The organism is Veillonella sp. 20925_1_51, from assembly GCF_041431445.1.
GTDB classification, from domain to species: Bacteria; Bacillota; Negativicutes; order Veillonellales; family Veillonellaceae; genus Veillonella; species Veillonella nakazawae.
In genome coordinates, this window is record NZ_JAPVXT010000003.1 from 83,649 (window position 1) to 107,116 (window position 23,468).

At 41.0% G+C, this 23,468-nt stretch carries 20 protein-coding genes; all 20 read left to right on the plus strand.

Translation table 11 applies throughout. From position 1 onward, the window contains the following. The first annotated feature begins 268 nt into the window (after positions 1–268). The 20 genes from O3607_RS04335 to O3607_RS04430 all read left to right on the plus strand — a co-directional run bounded on the left by O3607_RS04335 (position 269) and on the right by O3607_RS04430 (position 23,465). Complete coding sequence (locus tag O3607_RS04335; RefSeq protein WP_060923768.1) at positions 269–1,987, plus strand: FAD-binding protein; 1,719 nt, start codon at positions 269–271, stop codon at positions 1,985–1,987. Position 1,988: 1 nt separating this feature from the next. Then, on the plus strand, positions 1,989–2,951 hold the full coding sequence (locus O3607_RS04340) for a succinate dehydrogenase/fumarate reductase iron-sulfur subunit (protein WP_005385096.1): 963 nt from the start codon (positions 1,989–1,991) through the stop codon (positions 2,949–2,951). Then, complete coding sequence (locus O3607_RS04345; RefSeq protein ID WP_060923769.1) at positions 2,951–3,826, plus strand: CoB--CoM heterodisulfide reductase iron-sulfur subunit B family protein; 876 nt, start codon at positions 2,951–2,953, stop codon at positions 3,824–3,826. Before O3607_RS04340 ends, O3607_RS04345 begins: the two co-directional genes overlap by 1 nt. Before the next feature lie 414 nt (positions 3,827–4,240). Then, positions 4,241–4,987: a hypothetical protein gene (locus O3607_RS04350; RefSeq protein WP_257846840.1), complete on the plus strand. Its 747-nt coding sequence runs from the start codon at positions 4,241–4,243 to the stop codon at positions 4,985–4,987. A 321-nt stretch (positions 4,988–5,308) separates the two neighbouring features. Further along, positions 5,309–5,515, plus strand: coding sequence for a DUF1659 domain-containing protein (locus O3607_RS04355; RefSeq protein WP_009352393.1), 207 nt, complete (start codon positions 5,309–5,311; stop codon positions 5,513–5,515). Between the two features lie 246 nt (positions 5,516–5,761). Beyond that, the gene (locus O3607_RS04360; RefSeq protein ID WP_009352278.1) at positions 5,762–5,983 is read left to right on the plus strand and encodes a DUF2922 domain-containing protein; all 222 of its coding nucleotides are present in this window, start codon (positions 5,762–5,764) and stop codon (positions 5,981–5,983) included. 161 nt (positions 5,984–6,144) lie between these two features. Further along, on the plus strand, positions 6,145–6,732 hold the full coding sequence (locus tag O3607_RS04365; protein ID WP_039968871.1) for a DedA family protein: 588 nt from the start codon (positions 6,145–6,147) through the stop codon (positions 6,730–6,732). Between the two features lie 10 nt (positions 6,733–6,742). Beyond that, a complete protein-coding gene (locus O3607_RS04370; RefSeq protein WP_213467340.1) occupies positions 6,743–8,371 on the plus strand; it encodes a glycosyltransferase family 39 protein in 1,629 nt (542 codons plus the stop codon). 436 nt (positions 8,372–8,807) lie between these two features. Beyond that, a complete protein-coding gene (locus O3607_RS04375; protein WP_295220487.1) occupies positions 8,808–9,761 on the plus strand; it encodes an ABC transporter substrate-binding protein in 954 nt (317 codons plus the stop codon). 10 nt (positions 9,762–9,771) lie between these two features. Then, positions 9,772–10,524 (plus strand): ABC transporter permease, encoded by a 753-nt coding sequence (locus tag O3607_RS04380; protein WP_295825580.1) that lies wholly within the window; start codon positions 9,772–9,774, stop codon positions 10,522–10,524. An 11-nt stretch (positions 10,525–10,535) separates the two neighbouring features. Then, positions 10,536–11,309, plus strand: coding sequence for an ABC transporter ATP-binding protein (locus O3607_RS04385; protein ID WP_105089874.1), 774 nt, complete (start codon positions 10,536–10,538; stop codon positions 11,307–11,309). 464 nt (positions 11,310–11,773) lie between these two features. After that, positions 11,774–12,565 (plus strand): uracil-DNA glycosylase, encoded by a 792-nt coding sequence (locus tag O3607_RS04390; RefSeq protein WP_295220491.1) that lies wholly within the window; start codon positions 11,774–11,776, stop codon positions 12,563–12,565. Between the two features lie 80 nt (positions 12,566–12,645). Further along, the gene (locus tag O3607_RS04395) at positions 12,646–13,725 is read left to right on the plus strand and encodes a DUF805 domain-containing protein (protein WP_371443385.1); all 1,080 of its coding nucleotides are present in this window, start codon (positions 12,646–12,648) and stop codon (positions 13,723–13,725) included. 391 nt (positions 13,726–14,116) lie between these two features. Next, on the plus strand, positions 14,117–16,252 hold the full coding sequence (locus O3607_RS04400) for a ribonuclease J (RefSeq protein ID WP_227283661.1): 2,136 nt from the start codon (positions 14,117–14,119) through the stop codon (positions 16,250–16,252). A 194-nt stretch (positions 16,253–16,446) separates the two neighbouring features. Further along, positions 16,447–17,403, plus strand: coding sequence for a DUF2232 domain-containing protein (locus O3607_RS04405; protein ID WP_105093684.1), 957 nt, complete (start codon positions 16,447–16,449; stop codon positions 17,401–17,403). Between the two features lie 19 nt (positions 17,404–17,422). Next, positions 17,423–19,450, plus strand: coding sequence for a DHH family phosphoesterase (locus O3607_RS04410; protein ID WP_156719818.1), 2,028 nt, complete (start codon positions 17,423–17,425; stop codon positions 19,448–19,450). Then, entirely contained in the window at positions 19,447–19,893 is a 447-nt protein-coding gene (gene rplI, locus O3607_RS04415) for a 50S ribosomal protein L9 (RefSeq protein ID WP_004694699.1), read from the plus strand. The genes O3607_RS04410 and rplI overlap by 4 nt, the downstream gene beginning before the upstream one ends. A gap of 69 nt (positions 19,894–19,962) precedes the next feature. Beyond that, a complete protein-coding gene (gene dnaB, locus O3607_RS04420; protein WP_039968875.1) occupies positions 19,963–21,321 on the plus strand; it encodes a replicative DNA helicase in 1,359 nt (452 codons plus the stop codon). 214 nt (positions 21,322–21,535) lie between these two features. After that, a complete protein-coding gene (locus O3607_RS04425) occupies positions 21,536–21,961 on the plus strand; it encodes a hypothetical protein (protein ID WP_371443386.1) in 426 nt (141 codons plus the stop codon). Between the two features lie 220 nt (positions 21,962–22,181). Then, positions 22,182–23,465, plus strand: a complete 1,284-nt coding sequence (locus O3607_RS04430; protein WP_105081735.1) for a DNA repair protein — start codon at positions 22,182–22,184, stop codon at positions 23,463–23,465. The last annotated feature ends 3 nt before the right edge of the window (positions 23,466–23,468 follow it).

Below are 23,468 nucleotides of genomic sequence, written 5' to 3' on the forward strand. Positions count from 1 at the left end.
ATCTATTTTAAATGTTCATAAGTAAACAAGAAAAACAATAAGTGAAATAGATTATCAATTAGATTAATCAAAATTAATTATGCATAATAGGGTTTAGACATGACTAAAAATGCTCTCTATAATTATAGGTAAAGAAATAGAAAAATCGCATAAGTATGAGGTTTTTCTTGAAAGAAAAATGATTAGGTTATCAAAAATTTTTATAAGTTTTTGAAATGAGATAGTCTAACAAGTTTTCTTATTAATAGGTAGTTATGAGGAGGTCATTATGGAACAGTTTGATGTTCTAGTAGTAGGTAGCGGTGGCGCTGGTCAACGCGCGGCTCTTGAAGTTGGTCGTCGCAAAGGCTTAAAAGTAGCTCTTATTACTAAAATTTTCCCAACCCGCTCTGCAACAGCGATGGCGCAAGGCGGTGTCAATGCATGTTTGAACAACGTTGCAGCTGAAGACACAATCGAAACACATACTTTCGACACAGTAAAAGGTTCTGACTATCTTGGCGACCAAGATGCAATCGAATTCTTCTGCTCTCGTTGTCCAGAAGGCGTACTTGAAATGGACCACATGGGTGCTCCATTCTCTCGTACAGAGCAAAACAAAATTGCTCAACGTAACTTCGGTGGTCAATCTTATCCACGTACTTGCTACTCTGCGGATAAAACTGGTCACATAATTTTGCACACTACTTATGAACAATGCTTGAAAGAAGGCGTACACTTCTTACAAGAATGGTACCTTTTAGATCTTGTTAAAGACGCAAATGGTCACGTTGGTGGCGCAGTTGTGTGGAACATGAAAGAAGGTCGCGTAGAACAAATTAAAGCAAAAGCAGTTATCTTGTCTACTGGTGGTGCAGGTCGTATTTTCTGGACTCGTACTACAAACCCATTCCTTTCCACAGGCGATGGTATGGCAGCAGCATTCCGCGCTGGTAATGCATTGAAAGATATGGAAATGATTCAATTCCATCCAACTGGTCTTGGTCGTACTGGTATCTTGATGTCTGAAGCGGTTCGTGGTGAAGGTGGCTACCTTCTTAACTCTGAAGGCGAACGTTTCATGAAAAAATATGCGCCTAATAAAATGGAATTGGCATCCCGTGACGTTGTAGCGAAAGCAATCGAAGATGAAATTGCTGCAGGTCGTGGTTTCGGTTCTGGTCTTAACGCATATGTAGTAGCTGACCTTCGTCACTTAGGTCCTGAAGTTATCATTGAAAAACTTCATGGTATCCGTGACTTGGCTATGACTTTCGAACATTGCGATCCATTAGTACAACCAGTACCTATTCGTCCTACATGTCACTATACAATGGGCGGTATCGACGTAGTTGATTACAAAACTTGTGCATGTGAATTGCCTGGTTTGTTCTCCTCCGGCGAAGCTTCTTGTATCTCCATCCACGGTGCTAACCGTTTAGGTGGTAACTCCTTGGCAGACGGCGTAGTATTCGGTAAAGTATCCGGTGCTGGTGCAGCTGACTATGCTGAAACACATGAACAACCTAACGTAGATGCAGAATTAGCTGCAGCTGCAAAAGCTTGGGAAGCTAAATTCACTGAAGTAACATCTCGTGAAGGCGGTCGTCCTGTAGTTGAAATCCGCGATGCATTGGCTGATGCAATGTGGAACAAAGTAGGTATCTTCCGTAATGAAGATGGTATTACTGAAGCATTAAAAGAAATCGATCAATTGATCGAAGATTACAAAACTTGTTATGTAGGTGACCCTGAACGTACTTACAACATGGCATTCGTTAACTATTGTGAAATCGGTTCCATGTTAACAGTAGCTAAAGCTATTGCTATGGGCGCTTTACACCGTCGTGAATCTCGTGGTGCTCATATCCGTGAAGACCATCCAAAACGTAATGATGAAAGATACTTAAAACACTCTTTGATCAAATTGGGTGCTAACGGCGAGTACGAATTGACTGAACGCGACGTAGTGTTCACTAAATACGAACCACAAGAAAGGAAGTACTAAGATGAGACAAATCACCTACCATATTCACCGTTACCAACAAGGTCGCGCGTTTGTACAGACTTTCAAATTTGACTATGAAGCTGACCGTACAATTCTTTGGGGCCTTCAAAAAATTAAAGATACTCAAGATCCAACTTTAACATTCTTGGCAGCTTGCCGTTCCGCAGTTTGCGGCGCTTGCTCCATTCGCGTAAATGGCGAAGCAATGCTTGGTTGCGAAGCTAAAATCGACGAATTAACAGAACGTTATGGTACTGATGAATTGACAATTGCACCTATCGGCAACTTCCGCGTTATCCGTGACTTAGTTGTTGACTGGGAAGCAAAAGTTGATCGTTTGAAAACAGTTGCTCCTTGGATCTTCCTTAAAGCAGAATTCAACGAAGGTGACAAAATCGTTCGCCAAACTCCAGCTGACTTCAAAAAATTCGTTGCTGGTACAGAATGTATCCTTTGTGGTTGCTGCGCATCTGAATGTAACAAATTGACTGCACGTCAAGATGACTTCTTAGAACCATATGTATTCACAAAAGCTAACCGTTTCGTATTGGATAGCCGTGATGATGCACCTATGGCTCACATTCAACCTGCATTCGACAACGGTCTTTGGAAATGCGTTCACTGCATGAACTGTATCTCCCGTTGTCCTAAACACTTAAAACCTGCTCAAGATATTTCCAACTTGCGTAAAGAAGCTACAAAAGCTGGTCTTACTAACAGCAAAGGCGTTCGCCATGCAGTTGCTTTCAAAGACGATCTCTACAAAACTGGTCGCTTGAAAGAAGTTTCTATGAGCTTGAAATCTGATGGTGTTGTTGATTCCGCTAAACAAGCATTCTATGCTTTACGTTTGTGGAAACACAGCAAAATCAATCCATTCGAACTTGTAGTACCTCAAAAACCTGTAAATGGTATTGATGGTGTTCGCAGACTTATGAAAGCAGCTGAGGAGGTAAGCAAATAATGAAATACGCATTTTTCCCAGGTTGCGTTCTTGAAAGCGCTGCCAAAGAAGACTACTTAGCAACAGTTGCTGTAGCTAAAAAATTAGGCATCGAGTTGGAAGAGCTTGACGGCTGGACTTGCTGCGGCGCGTCCCACGTTCAAGACATCGCTCCAGAAATTACACTTGCTACAAATGCTCGTAACATTGCATTGGCAGAAGAAAAAGGTTTGAACCTTTTAACTGTATGTAACACTTGTACTTTGATGCTTCGTGAAGCTAAAAACGAGCTTGATAAAAACGAAAAAGAAAAGAACGAAGTTAACAAAAAATTAGCTCAAATCGGTAAACAATACCGCGGTACAACTGATATCACTCATTTCTTATGGGTATTGATCCGCGATTACGGTTTGGATAAATTGAAAGCTAAAGTTGTTAAACCTTTAACTGGTTTACGTGTAGCTGAATACTATGGTTGCCATATTCTTCGTCCTCAAACTGAATTGGGCTTCGAAGATTATCAAATGCCTACATCCTTAGCAGATTTGATCTCTGCTATCGGTGCTACACCAATCGACTTCTCCCGTAAACTTGATTGCTGCGGTTTCCATGCTGTATACCCTGCACATGATTCCGTAATGCAAATGACTGGCTCCATCAACAAAGATGCAGCTACAGAAGGCGCAGATTGCGTAGTAACTCCTTGCCCACTTTGCCAAATGCAACTTGATATGTTCCAAAAAGAAGCAAAAGAAGTTGTTGGCGGTGGCAAAGATATGCCAATCTTGCACATGTCCCAATTAGTGGGTCTTGCTCTTGGCATTTCCCCTGAAGAAATGGGCATGCCTAAACGTCACTTAACTGATACTGCAGCAGTGACTAAATTCGTTGGTTAATTCGTTTGATTTAGACATGACCTCAGTTGGTCCTCGTATTGTCTTAAATCTAAACCTATTATCATAATTACCAGAAGAACCCCCTAGCTTAGGCTAGGGGGTTTTTCTTTTGTGGGTTAAAACCAAGGTGGGTTATTTGAGATTAACATGAAGAGTTTGCCGATAATACAGTGTTTATCTGTATTGGTGAAGTGAATTCTCTTTGATATGAGATGATAATTGTAGTATAATAAATACATTAATTGTATACACTTAAATGAGTAATAGCTACTATGTTATTACTCATAAATTATTTAATATTATATATTTCGAGGAATATAACAATAGAAGGGTAAATTGTTATATTAGATTTTTTTTGAAATATATGCCTGAGGGACACTAGTGTTGTAGAGTGTTATACACAGGGAGGCTATAATGAATGATATGTTATTAGAATATATTGATCGCATAATCGATGAAGAGAAAGACCATCGTGTTTTTTCTGTAGAGTTTAATGATAAAACCTATTATGTAAAACAAGATATCAGTAATCACCGCTCTAGTTGGATTAAACCAGCTCCTAGAGCTTCTTTTGATTATGAGTTTTATAAAATTTCCTTCGTAAATACTCAGTTGCCTGTAGCGCCAGTGATTGCTGGTTTCAGAGAGCATTATTTCGTTACAGAAGGGTCTGGTAAAACATTAACCTATTATAGTGAATTGCCAGCGAAACATCCTGATGATGATAGCTTACAAGATATGGTTACTCATATCTTCTATAGTTTTGGTAAAACATTGGGACAACTTCATGACTATGGTTTGTCCCATGGCCGTCCTGCCATGCGAGATATCACCTATGATCCAGATACTGATAAGGTTACTTTATTAGATTGGGAAAATGGTCGTCGTTGGCCTGAATTTACACCACAAGGTTGGGATTTACTCATCTTTGTGCATAGCTATTTGCGTGAAGATAATCTACCGATTTCTTACCTATACGCTATGATGAATGGCTATAGTTCGGCTCGTACGGCGCGCGATACGGTGTTACATGTAAAAGAAATTTTACGTAAACATGAATATCTCTTTAAATTCTGTCGCTTATTAAACCCGCTACACTTTGTAGATACTGAAGCAGCTGTAAAAGCACATGACTTTATGCTAGCCTTGAAAACTGAATAGTATTTATCTATTGAGCATAGACCTTAATAATAGTTTATGGTACTTTATAGATTTTCATTGCCCTTTATGGGCTTATGTAGACCTTTACAGTTGTTAGTTATATTTGTATAGCTAATGACTTGTAAGGGTCTTTTTCTGTATTTATGACAAGTTTATAGCGTGTATGCTCCTATATTGTTTGTTAGATTTATATAAATACTGTAAGAAGGATAGATTTAAAGTTGTTGTTCTCTGACTTTCACAATGATTACCGCAATTACTTTAGAGGGGGTTGTCGAAGGAGGACCTCAGGAATATAAGAGGGTGAAAGGAGGTGATACGATGGCTAACATTAAACGCACTAAATTGGTGTTGCGTTTTAACATCGGTACCGAAGATGCGCCGAAGTACAAAGACGTAACCTATACTCGTGTTGCAGAAGAAGCGTCCGACGATAATGTAAAAACTGTTGGTAATGCGCTGGCAGCCTTGTATGACCACAGCTTGTCCGACGTGGTCCGCGTCAATGAAGTATCCTTAGGACATTAATTGAATCTTATCTATTCTTTTTTTAGGTGATCCAAACACATCCTAAATTGCTGATTTCATACATCCTTGCATAGTCGTAAAAGGGTGTAGCAATCGCAAGTCCACACATTCCCATCCTTATTGATATGAATTGTAGATAGATATATTTAATCTAAGTGTAATTTGTGTAATTACAGAATTGCAGAAATCATCCTATTCTATCTAAATTCGAGAACTTGTTTATGAAACGTGAAAGGAGGCGCCCACATGGCGGAAAAACGCGTTGTATATCTTACATTTTCTACGGTCGGTGGTAAAAGCACATCAGTCACAATTAGTGCTCCTCGTGCTGGAATTACTTTACAAGATGCTAAAACAGCGGCTAATGCGCTAGTAGCTAACAAAGTAATCCTTGGTTCTGGTGATGCAGAACTTGCTGCATTTACTACGGCTCGTGAAGTAACAACTCAAACTACTGAATTGCAATAATCGCATACAGTTAAATGGTAAAAAGGCTTTCACCTGTGGTGAGGGCCTTTTTATTATGGTAAAATATAAGATATACCGAATAAGTATGGTAATGATGAAAATACTATGCCCAAAAATTTGTGCATAATGGACCCGTATGGGGATTAAAAAGGGGTAAAACAGTGGAATATATCATTTCATTTATGGAAACGTATGGCTATGGAGCCATGTTTATTGCAATGGTTTTGGAAAATGCTAACATTCCTATTCCTAGTGAAATCGTCTTAGGTTTTGCAGGATATCTGATTGCTCAGGGCATATTTGATTTACATACGACTATGGTTGTAGGTATTTTAGCAGGGATTGTAGGCTCTATCTTATCCTACTGGATGGGTGAGCATGGCGGACGTCCACTTCTTTTGAAATATGGCAAATACATATTCTTTAATGAACATAAATTTGAACTCGCTGAAAAGTTGTTTAATAAGTATGGTGGTGCCGCGGTGTTCTTTGGCCGTTTGTTGCCAGGTGTTCGTACATTTATTTCTTTCCCAGCTGGCATGGCTCGTTATCCAATGTGGCATTTTGTCATTTGGACTGTACTAGGCACGATTCCTTGGACAATCCTTCTTGTTTACCTGGGTAAAGTACTCGGTGAAAATTGGAAGGATCTTATCCAATACAATCATGAATTCTTGATTGTTATGATTGTTGTATTCGTTATTATAGCGGCTGTATTGGGCTTTAAATACTATCGCAATCGCCGATAAGGAGGCCCTTATGAAACTTTCACGATTAACGCCAGTCGTATTTATTGTATGGCTCGTTTTTTATCTGTTTGGCAATAATATGTTGCCTGTTACGGATCCTGTGGAATCTAACTATGCGTTAACTGCTAAGGAAATGGTTCTCTCCGGAGATTGGTTGTCACCTCAAATTTACGGTACCTATTGGTACGATAAACCAATTATGATTTATTGGCTCATTGCCCTTGGATTTAAAATCTTTGGTATTGCCGATTGGGTGGTTCGTTTACCAAGTGCTATCTTTGGCGCTTTATCTGTAGCGACTATGTATCAATCGACGCGTACTATGAGCGGCAAGTGGGCTCTCGGCTTAATTGCGGCCGGTGTTCTTGGTACATCCCTCATGTTCTGGACCGTAGCTCATGGCGTTATTACGGATATGGTGCTACTTTATACGACGATCATGGTCATGATTTATTCCTATAAGGGGATGGTGGAACAGAAACCACATGCTATGATTGTGGCCTATATCTTTGCAGCCCTCGGGGTGCTCACAAAGGGGCCTGTAGCACTCGTTTTGCCTGGTATGATTTTACTCGTTTTTGCTGGGATCAATCGTTCTTGGTCGATGGTGAAAGCTATCTTTGATTGGCGTGGCATTCTTGCCTTTTGTGTAGTCTGCTTGCCGTGGTATGTGTATATGTACAGCGTTCACGGTCAAGATTTTATCAATGGCTTCTTAGGGCTTCACAATGTAACACGGGCCACACAATCTGAACATCCTGAAGATAATGTGTGGTGGTATTATATCGCCATCTTCCTAGGTGCTTCTTTGCCGTGGACTGGTGCTGTTATTTACGGCATGATTGATGGTTTTAAACAGCGTCATACAGCCTTTATCTATAACATGACTTGGGGTGTTGGGGTCGTTTTGTTCTACACCTTAATGGCTACAAAATATCCTTTATATACATTCGTGAGCTTAGTTCCCTTTAGTGCCATCGGCGCTATGGGCGTTATGAAGATTATACGTAAAGGTAAATCTAGAGCTGTTAAATGGGTCATTATGGGACCTACCTTACTCTTATGGATTGCTTATGTAGCGGGATCATTCTTTGCTCCATGGGGCTTCTACTTCTTGCTCTATGTTGTGGCGGCTGTAGCCGTAATCCTTTTATTCCACGCATGGTATACGAAAAAAGGGTATCGTCTTGTTAGTGTCATTGTCCTAGGTACGATGGTTATTTCTTCCATTGTTGTGGTAGAAGGGTTAGAACCATTTGTAAAACAGCGTAGTAATATCGATGTAGTGCCTGTGGTAGACTCCTATGATGGGGATATCTATTACTACAACGGGTACAGTACATCCGCTGTATACTATACAGGTCATAAGATTATTAAAATCAACGGTGATGAAAGTCGCTGGGATGATCGAGATAAAATTAAAAAACGCAGTGCCGAGTGGTCAAAGAAATATCTTATGGAACAAGTTAACGAAGAGGAATTTAACAAGATAATCGCCTCTGGTAAACCTCTAATGCTCATCGTTCCAAAAGGTGAAATCAAGCACTTCCGTCAGTCTACTATCTACCCAAATGTATCTGAGTCTAGCGAAGCTGGTACAGCAGAAGTATATATACTAAATAAAAAGACACTGTTTTAAGTGAATCTTCACATACAATCTAACAATAAGTGAAAATATTAAAGCTGAAAATATTAAAGCTAGTAGCAGGTAGTATCCAATGGATACTACCTGCTTTTTTGTTTAGTGATAGAGTTCTTGTTTATAGTATTGCTAAAGCTGGAGTGCTAAATCGTTTTGTAGATATAGTAGTTCATATCTTTAGACTACTATACTTAGACTACTATATTTATTTGGATTTATTTGGTCTATATTGATGTATTTCGTACCTAAATAATAATACCTACAATATTACTGTGTTTTATTGACATAATTAATACATATTGATATAGTAGGGTATAAATAAGTTTAGAAGACAAGGTATTCTAGAACCAGACTTCATCTAGGTTTTAGAAAAGTGTGAAAAATGACATGTGTCAAAAACGCCCCTTGTTGTGAGGTAGAAAGAGGGGAAGTTATGAAGAAGACATGGTATCTAATCATCGGAGTGGTTCTCTTGGTTATTGGCTGCATAGCCTATGGTTATCATGAACACTATAAACCAAAGACGGCACAAGAATTAAAGACTGTACGCGTAGCCTATTTACCAATTACCCATGCATTACCAGTATTTGCTACAAAAGAGCTGGAAACGGCAGATGGTCCTGTTCATGTAGAGCTTGTTAAATATGGGTCTTGGCCAGAGCTTATGGATGCGTTAAATACTGGTAAGGTAGATGCCGCAGCTGTTCTTGTTGAACTTGGTGTAAAGGCTCGTGAACAAGGCATTGATGTCCGTGCTGCTGCACTTGGTCATACAGAGGGTAATATTATTATCGTTAATAAGGATATTAACTCCGTTCAAGACTTAAAAGGCAAATCCTTTGCTATCCCTCATAAACAATCTACTCAAAAAGTTCTCGTGGATTGCATGCTTGAAGAAGCGGGTCTTTCTGAAAAAGATGTACAAATCGTAGAAATGAGCCCTCCAGAAATGCCATCTGCTCTATCGGTAGGTCAAATTGCTGGGTATAGTGTAGCCGAACCATTTGGCTCTCTAGCCCTTGAAATGGGAACTGGGAAGGTCTTCGAAGATCCTGACCATCTCTGGCATGATAATATTTGCTGTGCCCTCGTGTTTAATGGTCAATTCGTCGATGAACATCATGACTTGGCAAAAGCTTTCACAAAAGCCTATCTCGATGCAGGTAAATACCTAGATGAGCATCCAGAGTCCCAAAAAGAAATTGCCTTAAAATATTTAAAGTTTAAGGATCCTATTATTGAACGTTCCTTACAAGTGATTGGGTTTAAAGATTTAGCCCTTACAGAGGACCGTTATAATGCGCTTGTGCATCATATGACACATATTGATTTAATCAAAAAAGTGCCGACCTATTCAGAGTTTGTAGATACATCATTGTTACCATAGGAGGGGGACCATGAAGAAATATACATATGTGCCAGGTTCATTTATCGCAGCTTGGCTAATTTGGGAGTTGATCGTTCGCCTCGGCGGTTTTAATGAAGCGCTATTTCCAACGCCATATAAGGTATTACTCGGATTTGGAGAACTTATAGGCGACGGTGTTCTTTTTAAAGATATTGCAGATAGTTTAGTGCGTTTCTTTATCGGTTACATCATTTCCGTTGTGGCTGGCGTATTCTTCGGCCTTATCTTGGGGTGGTATAAGGGGATTTGGAACTACATCAATCCAATCGTTCAAGTCATTCGACCAATTTCTCCTGTGGCGTGGTTGCCGTTTATCGTTCTCTTCTTCGGTATCGGTCAAGCACCAGCTATCGTTATCATCTTTATCGCAGCATTCTTCCCGGTGTTATTGTCCACCGTGTCTGCTATTCAAAATATTGACCCTGTGTACATCAAGGTAGCGCGCAACTTTGGTATTAAACAGCCAGAACTATTATTTAAAGTCGTATTACCTGCCGTATTCCCAGGCATTGCATCGGGTCTTCACATCGCCCTTGGTACGGCGTGGATCTTCCTTGTAACAGGGGAAATGGTAGGCTCTCAAACAGGCCTTGGCTTCCTCATTATCGATATGAGAAATAACTTGCGTAACGATCTCTTGATGGTAGCCATTTTGACCATCGGTTTCGTTGGGCTTTTACTCGATTGGGGCGTATCCCTCATCGAAAAATGGATTTACAAACGTTGGGGTATTGAGAAATAGGAGGTGGCCTCATGGGTTACATTTCGGTGCGCAATGCACATAAGGAATTTATGAAAGATGGGGAACCACTCACCATTCTTGAAGATATTAATCTAGACATTGAAAAGGGCGAGTTTATTTGCCTCTTAGGCCCTTCTGGTTCCGGTAAAAGTACGCTATTAAACGCTATGGCGGGCTTTGAGCTCGTTACATCTGGTTCCATTACTATCGACGGTGAAGAGGTGAAAGCGCCTCAACTCAGATATGTAACGGTATTCCAAAATTATGGCTTGTTGCCATGGCGTACGGTGGAAAGCAATATTGAGCTAGGCCTTGAAAGTAAAAAGGTGCCTAAAGAAGAGCGTCCTGCTATCATCGATAAATACGTTAAAATGGTAGGCCTTGACCACGCTCGTAATCGCTACCCAGCAGAGTTATCTGGGGGCATGCAACAACGTGTATCCATTGCCCGTGCACTAGCGGTAGATCCAGATATTATCTTTATGGACGAGCCGTTAGGCGCCCTTGATGCGTTAACACGCATCAATTTGCAAGACGAAATCTCTCGTATCTGCCGCGAAGAAGGCAAGACGGTTGTATTTGTTACCCACGATATTGAAGAAGCCGTAGTCCTTGCGGACCGCGTCGTAGTACTAGCGGCAAATCCAGGTCGTGTACAAACTATCATCCCTGTAAACATCATCGACAGAACCGATCGTACATCGCCGAACTTTGTTAATATACGTAACCATATCTTCGAACAATTCCAACTCGCAAAAGAAGACAAAATCGAGTTCTATATTTAGTTTTATATATCAGTTATATACATCTCAAAAGAAACACCCAAGAACTTTTCTGCTTGGGTGTTTTATAATAGACAAAACTCTAAAATAATGTATACTATAAGTAGCTGAAGGATTGTAAGAATTCACTGTTAGCACAAAAAAACTCCCTCAAGAACCGCGAAATACTTGAGGGAGTTTTTTATTGCTTATGGTCGTCTAAGCTAACGGGGTTAATCACCATGAAATTTCCTATCTAACCACTTGCAAATGAGATAGCTGGTCACATTTACCACGATAGGAACTAGAAGGATTATAAGAATATCTTTCACTGTTGCACCTCCTTTCTGTACCTGTTTCCCCAGAACGGAGTGGTGACATCTTGATTGTAGTACATATAACTATATATTTCTTATGCAATTCGTGTAATTATCATGTATAGTAGATATATATCGGTAATAACATATGAAATTTAAATTGGAGGCTGTATGTCTTTGTTTGAGTTAGAGAAGACCTTGTCTTTTGATGAATATATAGGGTCCTTTGATACAGAGCGCGTAGAGACGGTGCGCGGTTTTGTAGATTGGCTCGCCCAGTATTCGGGGAGTCTTGTCCATAATCCTTGGGGTGAGGTTAATCCTGATTTAGAGATTGTCACAAAGGGCTTTGATGCGGCCCGAGTGCGTCGAGATAATTTGGTCGCTTATTTATTGCCGCGCTTAGGTCGAGCTAAGGTTTTTGTGGTGGCTGAGGCTGTAGGCTATCAAGGGGGCCGCTTTACAGGTATTGCTATTACTTGTGAAAGAATGCTACTAGATAAGCATAAAACCATTCGTGCGAAGGATGTCACGACTATTCAGTTGGAACGTACTAGTTCACCTACTAGCTCTTTGTTAAAAGGAACACAGCAAAAGGATGGTTTTAATGAACCTACTGACACTGTAGTATGGAGTGCCATTGTTGAAAAGGGCATCGATCCTTATGACACATTGCTGTGGAATATATTCCCATTCCACCCACATAAGGATGGAAATCCACTGACGAATCGCACACCTACGGATAGAGAACAACAAGTAGGTTGGGAGTATACAAAACGCTTGTTAGATCTACATATAGAATTAGGTGGTGCAGATCCTCTCGTGCTCGCCGTAGGGCAAAAGTCTGCCGATACGATGGGCAAATTTGGTCTATCTGCCATTGGTTTGCGCCATCCTGCAAACGGCGGAGCTAATCTGTATCGACAAGGATTTGCTGAGGCGGTAGATACCTATTTAAAATAATAGGTGATTGAGATAATTAAAATAATAAGTAATTGAGATAGTTAAAATAATAAAAGATTGAGAGTTTTGGAGAGAAGTTTATGAAACGGTATTGTGATGCTTGCCGTCATTATTGTGATGAGGCGGCTATGTTTTGCCCTACCTGTGGGCAGTATACAGTGGCAACAGAGGTGGAGCGCATCGCACCAGAAGGTGATGTGATTTATCCTTTATCTCATTATCAGTTGAGCTATAAGGATACATTCCTCTATGTAATGGGGAAAAAGTTTATGGATACGGATGGACGCGCCTCTCGTAGAGAGTTTTTCCAATTTCTGTTGTTGTGGCATATTGCTATTGTCGGCTTGTTAGCGGTGTTTTATGGTTTAACCGCCATATTCCATACGGGGCCGTATCTAATCGGATTAGCAGGTCTTATCGTTGCTATACTCAGCTTAGTTTCCTTAATGCCTTTGGCTGCTTTATCTGTACGACGTCTTCATGATACAGGTAAAAGCAGTGCTACCTTGTTGCTGTTTCTTATTCCTTTTGTAGGGCCTTTAATCTTATTAGGTTTGTTATGTGTAAAAGGACAGCCACAGGATAATCAATATGGCAGCGCATTGCAACATATCGTCATAGATAAGCGCTTGGCATCTATTATGAAGGTATCTCCTACGAGTAGTGCTTTAACTACACGTGTTCTAGTGGGATTACTTGTTATAGTAATCTGTGTGTTTGGCGCATCTTTACGTGAGATGGGCCCAGCTAATGAAGTATTCCCTGACGGATGGCTTACAAACTCTATCGTTGGTGAAGGCAGTGCGGAAGCAGCGCGAGCTTCTGTGCAAAATTATTTTGATGCCGTAAATAACAAGGATTATGATAAGGCTTTCACCTATATTATTAGCCAAGCTAGTACAAATCCAGTGGAGAAGCAAAAATGGCTAGAGTCCATGAAACAGGCGCCAAAGGTGGATGTAGTATCCCTAGGTATTACACGGGTGAGTCGCACAGGGGATTTGAAGCGCATTGTCTTTGATGCAAACCTACAAACTACAAAGGTTGGCGCCGGTGTTGTAGAATCAACGCCGATGAAGCGCTATATTTCTGTCATTGAAGAGAATGGTGCGTGGCGTATCGAAGGGTTTTACAAAACTATGCCAGATGATGACAAATAGAATGTAATATATCTAAATAGCGTTAACATGGGGGCTACCCTCTTTTGTTAACGCTATTTTTATGTTACAATAGACATAACGTATGAAAGCGAGGCTTTCATCAAAATCGATCGGATTATATTGTAAAGATCATTAGATTGGAACGAAGAGAACGTACCCGTCGCGGCTGACATGTCTAATGATGGCAATATACTCATTTGCTATGGCAAATGGTCACAACAACACTAGGAACGGCAAAAATTGATAGCGCATTTTTGCGCCTATTTGACGAGACGCTAGTATTTTAGCGCCTTTTTCTTTGTGTGGCCTCCATAGCATAGATCAATTCAAGTGATAGGTGAGAAAAGAAACTATGTTAAATAAAATAATGAACAAAATTTTAGGAGGAACTGTGAATACAACAGATAATCAGGTTACTGCACAAGTGAAAGCAGAACCAACAGTAGCAAAACCTGCTACTCGTACAGCTGCGGCTGAAGGCGAACATAAACAGACTCGCCGCCGCACTAATACACGCCGCCCTGCTGGCGAGGGTCGTACTCGTCAACATGCAGCTGGTGAAGGTGAAGGCACAACACGCCAACGCCGTACAAATACTCGTACAAATGCAAATGGTGGTCGTACTAATACGACACGCCGTACAAATACACGTCGCAATGCTGAGCAAGGTGAAGGTCAAGAACGTACAGAACGTAAACCTCGTCAAACTCGTGCACCACGTGGTGAACGTAGTGAAAATACGCGTAATACGCGCTCTAACAATGGTCGCAATAGTCAAAACCGTAACAACAACCGTCCAAATAACCGCTCCACAAACCGCAACAATCAAGAGGCTCCTGTGGAATTAGTAGGTCGTACACCAAATGGCGCTAATAAGGGTAAATTCCAAATCATCCCTCTTGGCGGTCTTGGTGAAATCGGTAAAAACATGACCATCTTCCAATATGAGGACGAAATCATCGTTCTCGACTCTGGTCTTGCGTTCCCTAGCGAAGATATGCTTGGCGTAGATATCGTTATTCCTGATATGAGCTATATCATCGAGAATAAGGATCGCGTGAAAGCTGTCGTAATTACCCATGGTCACGAGGACCATATTGGCTCCTTGGCATACCTTATGAAAGAAATTAACTGCCCAGTATATGCAACAAATCTCGTTTGTGGTTTGATTGAAGGCAAGTTTAAAGAACATAAGGTATCTCCAAAATGTCTTCGTACTATTGCTGCAGGCGATGAAGTTCAAATTGGTCAAGTTAAGGTTGGTTTTATCCAAACAAACCACTCCATTCCTGACTCCTGCGCTGTGTACTTTGATACACCAATCGGGACTGTACTTCATACAGGTGACTTTAAAATCGACCAAACACCAGTTGATGGCCGTTTGATGGATATGCACAAATTTGCTGAGCTTGGCAATAAAGGTGTATTGGCCTTGATGTCCGACTCTACAAACGTTGAAAAACCAGGTACTACAGGTTCTGAAAGTTCCGTAGGCCCTGCTATTAAACAAGCTGTTGGAGAAGCAAAAGGCCGCGTTGTGTTAGCTACATTTGCATCTAACGTATCTCGTATCCAACAAGCTATTGATGCGGCAGTTATGTTCAACCGTAAGGTTGTCGTTATGGGGCGCAGTATGGTAAATGTTACAGAAATCGCTCAAGAACGCGGTTATTTGAACATTCCACCAAATACAATCATCGACGTAGATGTAATGCACAACTACACAGATGACCAAATTATGATCTTAACAACTGGTTCTCAAGGTGAACCGATGGCAGGCTTGTCCCGTATGGCTACAAGCAACCACCGCACTGTAGAGTTGGCACCGAATGATACAGTTATCATCTCTGCTACACCAATTCCAGGTAACGAAGGTGCTGTAGGTAGAACTATCGATAACTTGCTCCGATTAGGTTGTCACGTTGTATATGGTAAAGATCGTGGTATCCACGTATCTGGTCATGCGAGCCAAGAAGAGCTTAAAACAATGCTTAACCTTGTTCGCCCAGAATACTTCATTCCAGTTCATGGTGAGTACCGCATGTTGCGCCGCCATGGTGAACTTGGCGTTGCTATGGGCGTAGATCCTAAGAAAGTTCTTATCGGCGACAATGGTCAAATCTTTGAATTTGATAAAGATGGTGGACGTAAAGGTGGCCGTGTACAAGCTGGTGCTATCTTCGTTGATGGCCTTGGCGTTGGCGATGTAGGTAACATCGTTATCCGTGACCGTCAACAATTGGCACAAGAAGGCATGGTTATCGTTGTAATGGCGATGGATAAAGCTTCTGGTACAATCGTAGCTGGTCCAGACCTCGTATCTCGTGGCTTCGTATACGTACGCGATGCAGAAGAACTTATGATTGCTGCAGAACACCGCGTAGACCAAGTTCTTGAAGAATGCGAAATGCAACGCATTAAAGACTGGACTACGATTAAGCAAAACGTACGTGACGCGTTGGGTAAATTCTTCTACGATAAAACTCGCCGTCGTCCTATGATCTTGCCGATTATTCAAGACGTATAATCACATATAATAAACAAAAGTACCGCACCCTATGGTGTGGTACTTTTAACATTTTAAAAAGGACCTATGGAATCTACTATAAATAGCGGTGTTATCGCATTTGTCTACTACATAGGGTATTTGAAGTTACCTTTTTAAACTGTTATAATTAAAAGATACCAATTAATCTATCTTCTTATATAGAATGGAGATTTATGAAACAAACAAATACAAGAGCGATGGTAGAAACAGGATTTGTTAGTGCTATAGGTGTCATCCTTAGTGCTATTAGTGTGTATTTACCAGCTTTCGCTTTTTTATCATTTTTTGTTACACCTGCAGCCATTGGCATAATTGGAACAAAATGGGGTCGCAAGTATAGTATATCGGCAGCTGTTGTTACTACTTTCTTAGCGGTAGTTTTGTTTGGACCATGGAATGGTATACCTGTTGGCTTATTTGCTGCGGTAGGTGTAGGGGTAGGAGAAGGTAACCGTCTTTCTTTAGGGACGATTAAACGACTACTACTCCCTAGTATTGCTATGTTTGTTGCTGTATTAGTAACTTTAATGGCACAAGTATATGTATCTGGTATTACTCTATCAATGATAGATACACAGATGACTGAGCAAGCTCGTATGATTGCTGATCAAGCATTACAGACGAATCCTAATATCACACAGGAACAAGCTGATTTATTTGTGAAAAATGTAGATAAGCTTGCTACTGGTTTGAAGGATGCGTTTTTTGTAGCTGTAGCTATAGCTGCAGTATCATACAGTTATATAACTATTCAGATATCTATATGGCTAGGTAAAAGATTACGTATCTCCATACCTCGATTTTTACCAATTGAAGAATGGAAGATGCCTGTCTGGAGTGCAGGGCTATACGCTTTAGGTATTATTGGTATATATGGTACGCCGCATATCAATATGGACTCTTCCTGGGTCATAGCCATTAGTACTAATGTATTACTCCTCGGTAGTTCTATGTGTTCTATTCATGGCTTTGCAGCTTTAGCAGATTTAATGAGTAGTTACCGCATGAGTAATAAATTGAAGTGGATATTGCTTGGGGTGTATGCCTTTTTCTTTGGACAAGCATTAGCTATATTTGGTGTCATAGATATGTTTTTAGATTTACGGACACGTTACAAAGCGCGTCAATAGTAATAGAAAGGAGGCCGTTATGAAATCCTTTCAACGGAAATGGGAAGGTTTAGAAATTACCATTATTACCGTTATCGTATTATTGTTATTATTGTTGGCCTATCTAAATTGGGCCATTGCAATTCTAGCTTTAATTATCGTGGTAGCGGCGTATTTGGTTAATTATAACACCCTTCATAACCGGCGTCGTTTAGCAAGGGAACAGTTTGGGGCGATGATGAAAAACGTCACACAAGCTTCGAACTTTGCCTTACAAAACTTGCCAATGGGGATTGCTCTTGTTAATAAACAAGGTACCCTCGTATGGAATAATAGTGTCTTTGCAGACTGGGTTAAGGTAGACTGGAATAAACTTCAAAAAATGTCTGCTCTTATGCCTGGCTTCCGTATTGATAAAATCTGGGGAAAATCTGGATTTATGACGGAACAGTATGGAGATAAGTATTTCCAAATTATTTACAAATTCATTGATCCTCGTGATGCACGACCAGATATTCATAGTGAAGATGAATTGGCAGAGCATGCAGTAATGGCTCTTTACTTTAAGAATATTACAGACTTAGAAAAGGCCCGTATTAAAGCCGAAGAAAATCAGCCTGTGTGGGGCATGATTCAAATCGATAATCTCGAAGAATTGACAAAAGGTCTTAGTGACCGCGAGTATACTAGCGTTTGGACAGATATTAATAACATTATTATGGATGAAATTGATAGACAAGAAGGCTTCATTCGTAACTTCCAAGATGATATGTATACCTTTGCTATTTCTCGTGGTGCACTTCATGCGATGGAGGAAGATGGGTTTAAAATCCTTGAGAGAATCCGTAAATTGCCTTCACCCCGTCAAGTGCCTGCAACGATTTCTATCGGGATTAGCGAGAACGTAGGCTCTGTAAAAGAGGTTTCTAGTCGTGCTCGCGCCGCCTTAGATATCGCATTAGGTCGCGGTGGTGACCAAGTGTGTATTATGGATGGTGAAAGTACCCGCTTCTTCGGCGGTAATACAGCTGGTGTTGAGAAGAATACCCGTGTTCGTGCTCGTGTTGTATCGCAAGCTTTACATGAGCTTATGCTTGATTCCGATAAAATCCTTGTGATGGGTCATAAGCGTGAAGACTATGATGCGTTAGGTGGCATTGTCGGTGTTGTAGCTATTGCGCGTACCTTGGGTAAAGAACTGCGCATCGTACTTTCAAAGGAAACGAGCGCCATTGATAAAATGGTGACTGTTCTGAAAGAGGATGAGTTCTGGACAGAACATATTATTACTCCTGAAGCGGCAAAAACTTGGGTAGATGCTAATACGCTCACCATTGTATGTGATACACATCGCCAAGAAATGGTCGCAGCTCAAGAGGCTCTTGAAATTTCTGAACGACGCATCGTTATCGATCATCATCGTCGTGCAGCGGACTTCGTAGAAAACCCATTGCTTACATACTTGGAACCAACTGCATCATCTACATCTGAGCTTGTTACAGAGCTTGTACAATACGCAGGTGGTGGCGTAAAACTTTCAAAAGCAGAAGCTACAGGCATTTATGCGGGCATCGTGCTTGATACGAAGAACTTTGTGCAACAAACTGGGGCACGTACCTTTGAAGCGGCCGCATTCTTACGCCGTGCAGGGGCAGATATTGAACGCGTTAAACAATTATTTATTGAAACCTTCGATTCTGTTCAATTGCGTGCTAAAATGGTATTTGAAGCCAATCGAACTGAAGGAATTGCTATTTCTGTAGCTCCTGAAGGTTTGAAGGATATGATGGCATTAGCTGCACAAAGTGCAGACATGCTCATCAGTAATGAAGATATTGAAGCAGCCTTTGTACTGTATTCCTTGAATGACGGCGGTATCGGCGTTAGCGCTCGATCCAAAGGCAAGGTAAATGTACAAGTTGTAATGGAAGCCTTGGGTGGCGGTGGTCACAGAACCGTGGCTGGTGCCCAATTACAAGGTATGACGATAGAGGAAGCGAAGAAGGCTATCTTAGACCATGCTCTTGAAGCCCTTCATTCCGCAGAGAAAGAGGAGGAAGAACAATGAAAGTAGTATTGTTAGAAGACGTTAAAAAGGTTGGTAAAAAAGGCGAAATCGTTGAAGTTAGCGATGCATATGGCCGTAATGTATTGATCAAAAAAGGTCTTGGCCTTGAAGGTACAGCAACTAACGTAAATAATGCGAAACAAAAGCAAGAATCCATCGCTCACAATAAAGCTGTTGCCAATGACGAGGCTAAAATCTTGGCAGCTCAATTGACCAAGGTTGAAGTAACTGTAAAAGTTCGCATGGGCGAAGAAGGTCGTGTATTCGGTTCCGTTACTGCAAAAGATATTTCCGATGCAGCTAAAGCGCAATACAAAGTAGATATCGATAAAAAGAAAATCGAAATCAAAGAACCATTGAAAACATTAGGCGTACATGATGTACTCGTTCGTGTTCATCCTGAAATTACAAGTACTATCAAGGTTAATGTAGTAGCTGAATAATAGTGTTCACCATGCTCTTTGAGTATGGTGAATTCTTTTATCCTTAGTGGTTTTATAAAGGGGATTATCATGGATGTGCGCATTCCACCGCATAATTTAGATGCGGAAAAAGCCGTTTTGGGGGCTTTATTAACGAATGGATCCAACTCGGGTGCCGTTGTCGATACGGTAACGAGTATTCTAAAATCTGAAGACTTTTACCGCGATGCGCATCGTATTATTTATGATGCTATCTTAGAAATCGTGCATGCTAACAAGACGGCGGACTTTATCACTGTTGGTGAAGAGCTAGATCGTCGTAAGCGTCTCGATGCGGTAGGCGGTCTTGCATATATTACATCTTTGGCTAATGAATCGGTGTCCTATAATGTAGAGGAACATGCGAAAATCATTAGTGAGAAAGCTCAGTTGCGCCGCCTTATCGATGCAGGGAATAAAATCGTAGGCATGACGTACGCTGGCGAAGATGAGCCAACGGCTATCCTTAACAAGGCGGAACAAATGGTATTGGACGTAAGTGGTCAAACACAGTCCGAATCATCATTTGCTCCTATTGGGGAGGTTGTATTATCTAACTTAGATAAATTAAATGCATTGCAACAGCATGATGGCGCTATTACAGGCGTTCCAACAGGCTTTAAAGATGTGGACCATGTCTTTAATGGTCTACAAAAATCTGACCTTATCCTCGTAGCAGCCCGTCCTGCGATGGGTAAAACGGCTTTCACCTTGAACATCGCCCAAAACGTAACGATGCTATACGACAAGACAGTAGCCTTCTTCTCCCTAGAAATGGGCAAGGAACAGCTCGTTGGTCGTATTCTGTCCTCTGTGGCAGGTGTGAGCTCTGAAAAACTGCGCCGTGCGAACATGGACCCTACTGACTGGGAAAAGGTTATCGCTGCAGCGGATCGCATGAGTAAATCCAAGCTATTTATTGATGATACGCCGGGCCTTACCGTACAAGATATGCGATCTAAATTGCGCCGTCTTAAGGTGGAGCATGGTCTCGATCTCGTTATCGTCGATTATATTCAGTTGATGCAAGGCCGCAACTCCGGTAAGGGCAGCGAGAACCGTCAACAAGAGGTGTCTGAAATCTCTCGTAACCTCAAATTGATCGCTCGTGAGTTCAATGTGCCTCTCATCGCCTTGTCTCAATTGTCTCGTAGTGTTGAAAGCAGACCTGATAAACGGCCTGTACTGTCTGACCTTCGTGAATCTGGTTCCCTCGAACAAGATGCGGATATCGTTATCTTCTTGTACCGCGATAAATATTACGATGAAAACTCCGAAAAAGGGGACAACGCAGAAGTCCTCATTCGTAAGCACCGTAATGGTTCCGTCGGTACCGTGGAACTCCAATTCATTGGGGAATTAACCCAATTTAGAGATGTGGAATTCCGAGACATGGGGCCGGAACAATAATGAAAACTATCGGGCCGCGCCTATATTGATGGGGCCCGACTTTATTTCGACAACTTAGTTACAAAAAAGCACCACCTACCTCGTGGCTCCAAACGACACGTAAGTCGCCCCTCGATAGGTGGTGCTCTTTTTGTATTACGTTAGCAAAATAAGTCCCATCAATATATAATAGAACTAGATAGTTTTCAGTGTATTGTTGGGAAAGGAGCGCGTGATGGCTAGAGGCATGGAGTTTTTTGTATTTTACTTCTGTTGTGTGGCTCTTTGGTTAATACTTAGTGGGTTGTATTTAATTATCAAACGATTTGTATTACGTCGCAATGGAACTCCAGTAACGATTGTGTCTGTACTTCCACGAGTTATAAAGGAAATACCATTAGCTCGTGGTATGGATAAATATATTTATGGTTATGATATTAAGTATATCTTGAATGGTGAGACTCATACTGCTGAAAGTGTAGAGTTTTATATTCCTTTTGGACCAATCGGTGGACCTGTAGTTCTATTTAGTCCGACAGGTGTGCTTGCAAAAAATGGAGAAGTAAGTATAGATAATGTAAGGGTAACTATTGTGTATGGCCTTGCTTCAATTGCATTAGGACTAGTGGTATTTTTGGGGATGTTGGATTTTGTTAGATAGAAATAAATAGCTATATTTAATAATGTGTTAAACACATAGGCATCTAACATTAGATTATATATCTAGTGTTAGGTGCTTTTTATTTTTCTATAAATTTACCTTCATAATAACAAACATATGTTTGAAAATACTCTGTATTTTTGTTATACTAATCATAGAAATTCTTCTTTTTATATTTCTTGTAGAGGCTAGTTATTTAGCGGTTTGAGGAGGTGTTTGTATGGGTTCAGTTGATACGGATCGAATGTATATGTGCATTGATTTGAAGAGTTTTTACGCGTCTGTGGAGTGCGCCGATTTGGGGCTGGATCCGTTTACAACGCCTTTGGTGGTGGCCGATGGGTCTCGTGGCAAAGGGGCTATTACATTGGCCATTTCACCAGCCTTAAAAAAGCTAGGTGTTAAGAATCGTAGTCGTCTTTTTGAGATTCCTCCGCACATTGAGTATTTGACGGTGAAGCCTCATATGAAGCGGTATATGCAGGCGTCTGCTGAGATTTACGGGATTTTGCTCAAGTATGTGGCACCTGAGGATGTACATGTATACTCTATCGACGAGTATTTTATCGATATTACGCCTTACTTACCGCTCTACAAGAAAACGCCTCGAGAGCTAGCGCAGATGCTACTTGATGCGGTGTTAGAGGCGACCAAGATTTATGCCACCGTTGGGATTGGAACAAACTTATTCCTCGCCAAGGTTGCTCTCGATATCCTGGCAAAATATGCGCCTGATTTTATAGGATATCTTGATGAAAGCCTCTTTAAAGAGAAAATTTGGTATCATCAGCCCTTGACCGACATTTGGCAGATTGGTAAGGGAATAGCCAACCGCTTACATAAATATGGAGCTTATGATTTGCATGGCATCACCATGGTTCCAGAGGCCAAGTTGTACAAGGAATTTGGTGTTAATGCAGAGCTCATTATCGATCATGCTTGGGGCCGTGAGCCGTGTACGATTGCAGATATCCATGCGTATCGTCCTATTAAGCATTCTATCTCGCATAGCCAGATTTTGTTGCGTAATTATACCTATGAAGAGGCCTACGTGCCTATGCGGGAAATGGTGGAGTCCTTGGTACTAGAGCTTTTACAAATTAAAGGGGTTACGAACCATATTCATGTTCATATTGGCTATGCAGATGATATGGTGCGCTCTACTGGAGGTTCTAAAAAGCTTAAACAGTACACTGATTCATTGCAAGCATTAACGACGGCAGTAATTAAATTATATGAGCAGCATTGCCATAAAAATGAGCTCATCCGTCGTATTGGAATAAGCTTTGAGGATTTAGTAAATCGTTCCGCAATCCCTCAAGAGGAGGATTTATTTAGCGCCCTTGCGACAGATACAGAGGAAAAGGAACGGCAAGTACAAGAGGCAATGCTATCTATCAAGGAGCAGTTTGGTAAAAACGCTATTTTACGTGCCTCTAGCTTGCAAGATGAAGGGACAATGCGCTTTAGAAATACCTTGGTAGGTGGCCATAATGGGGAATAAATT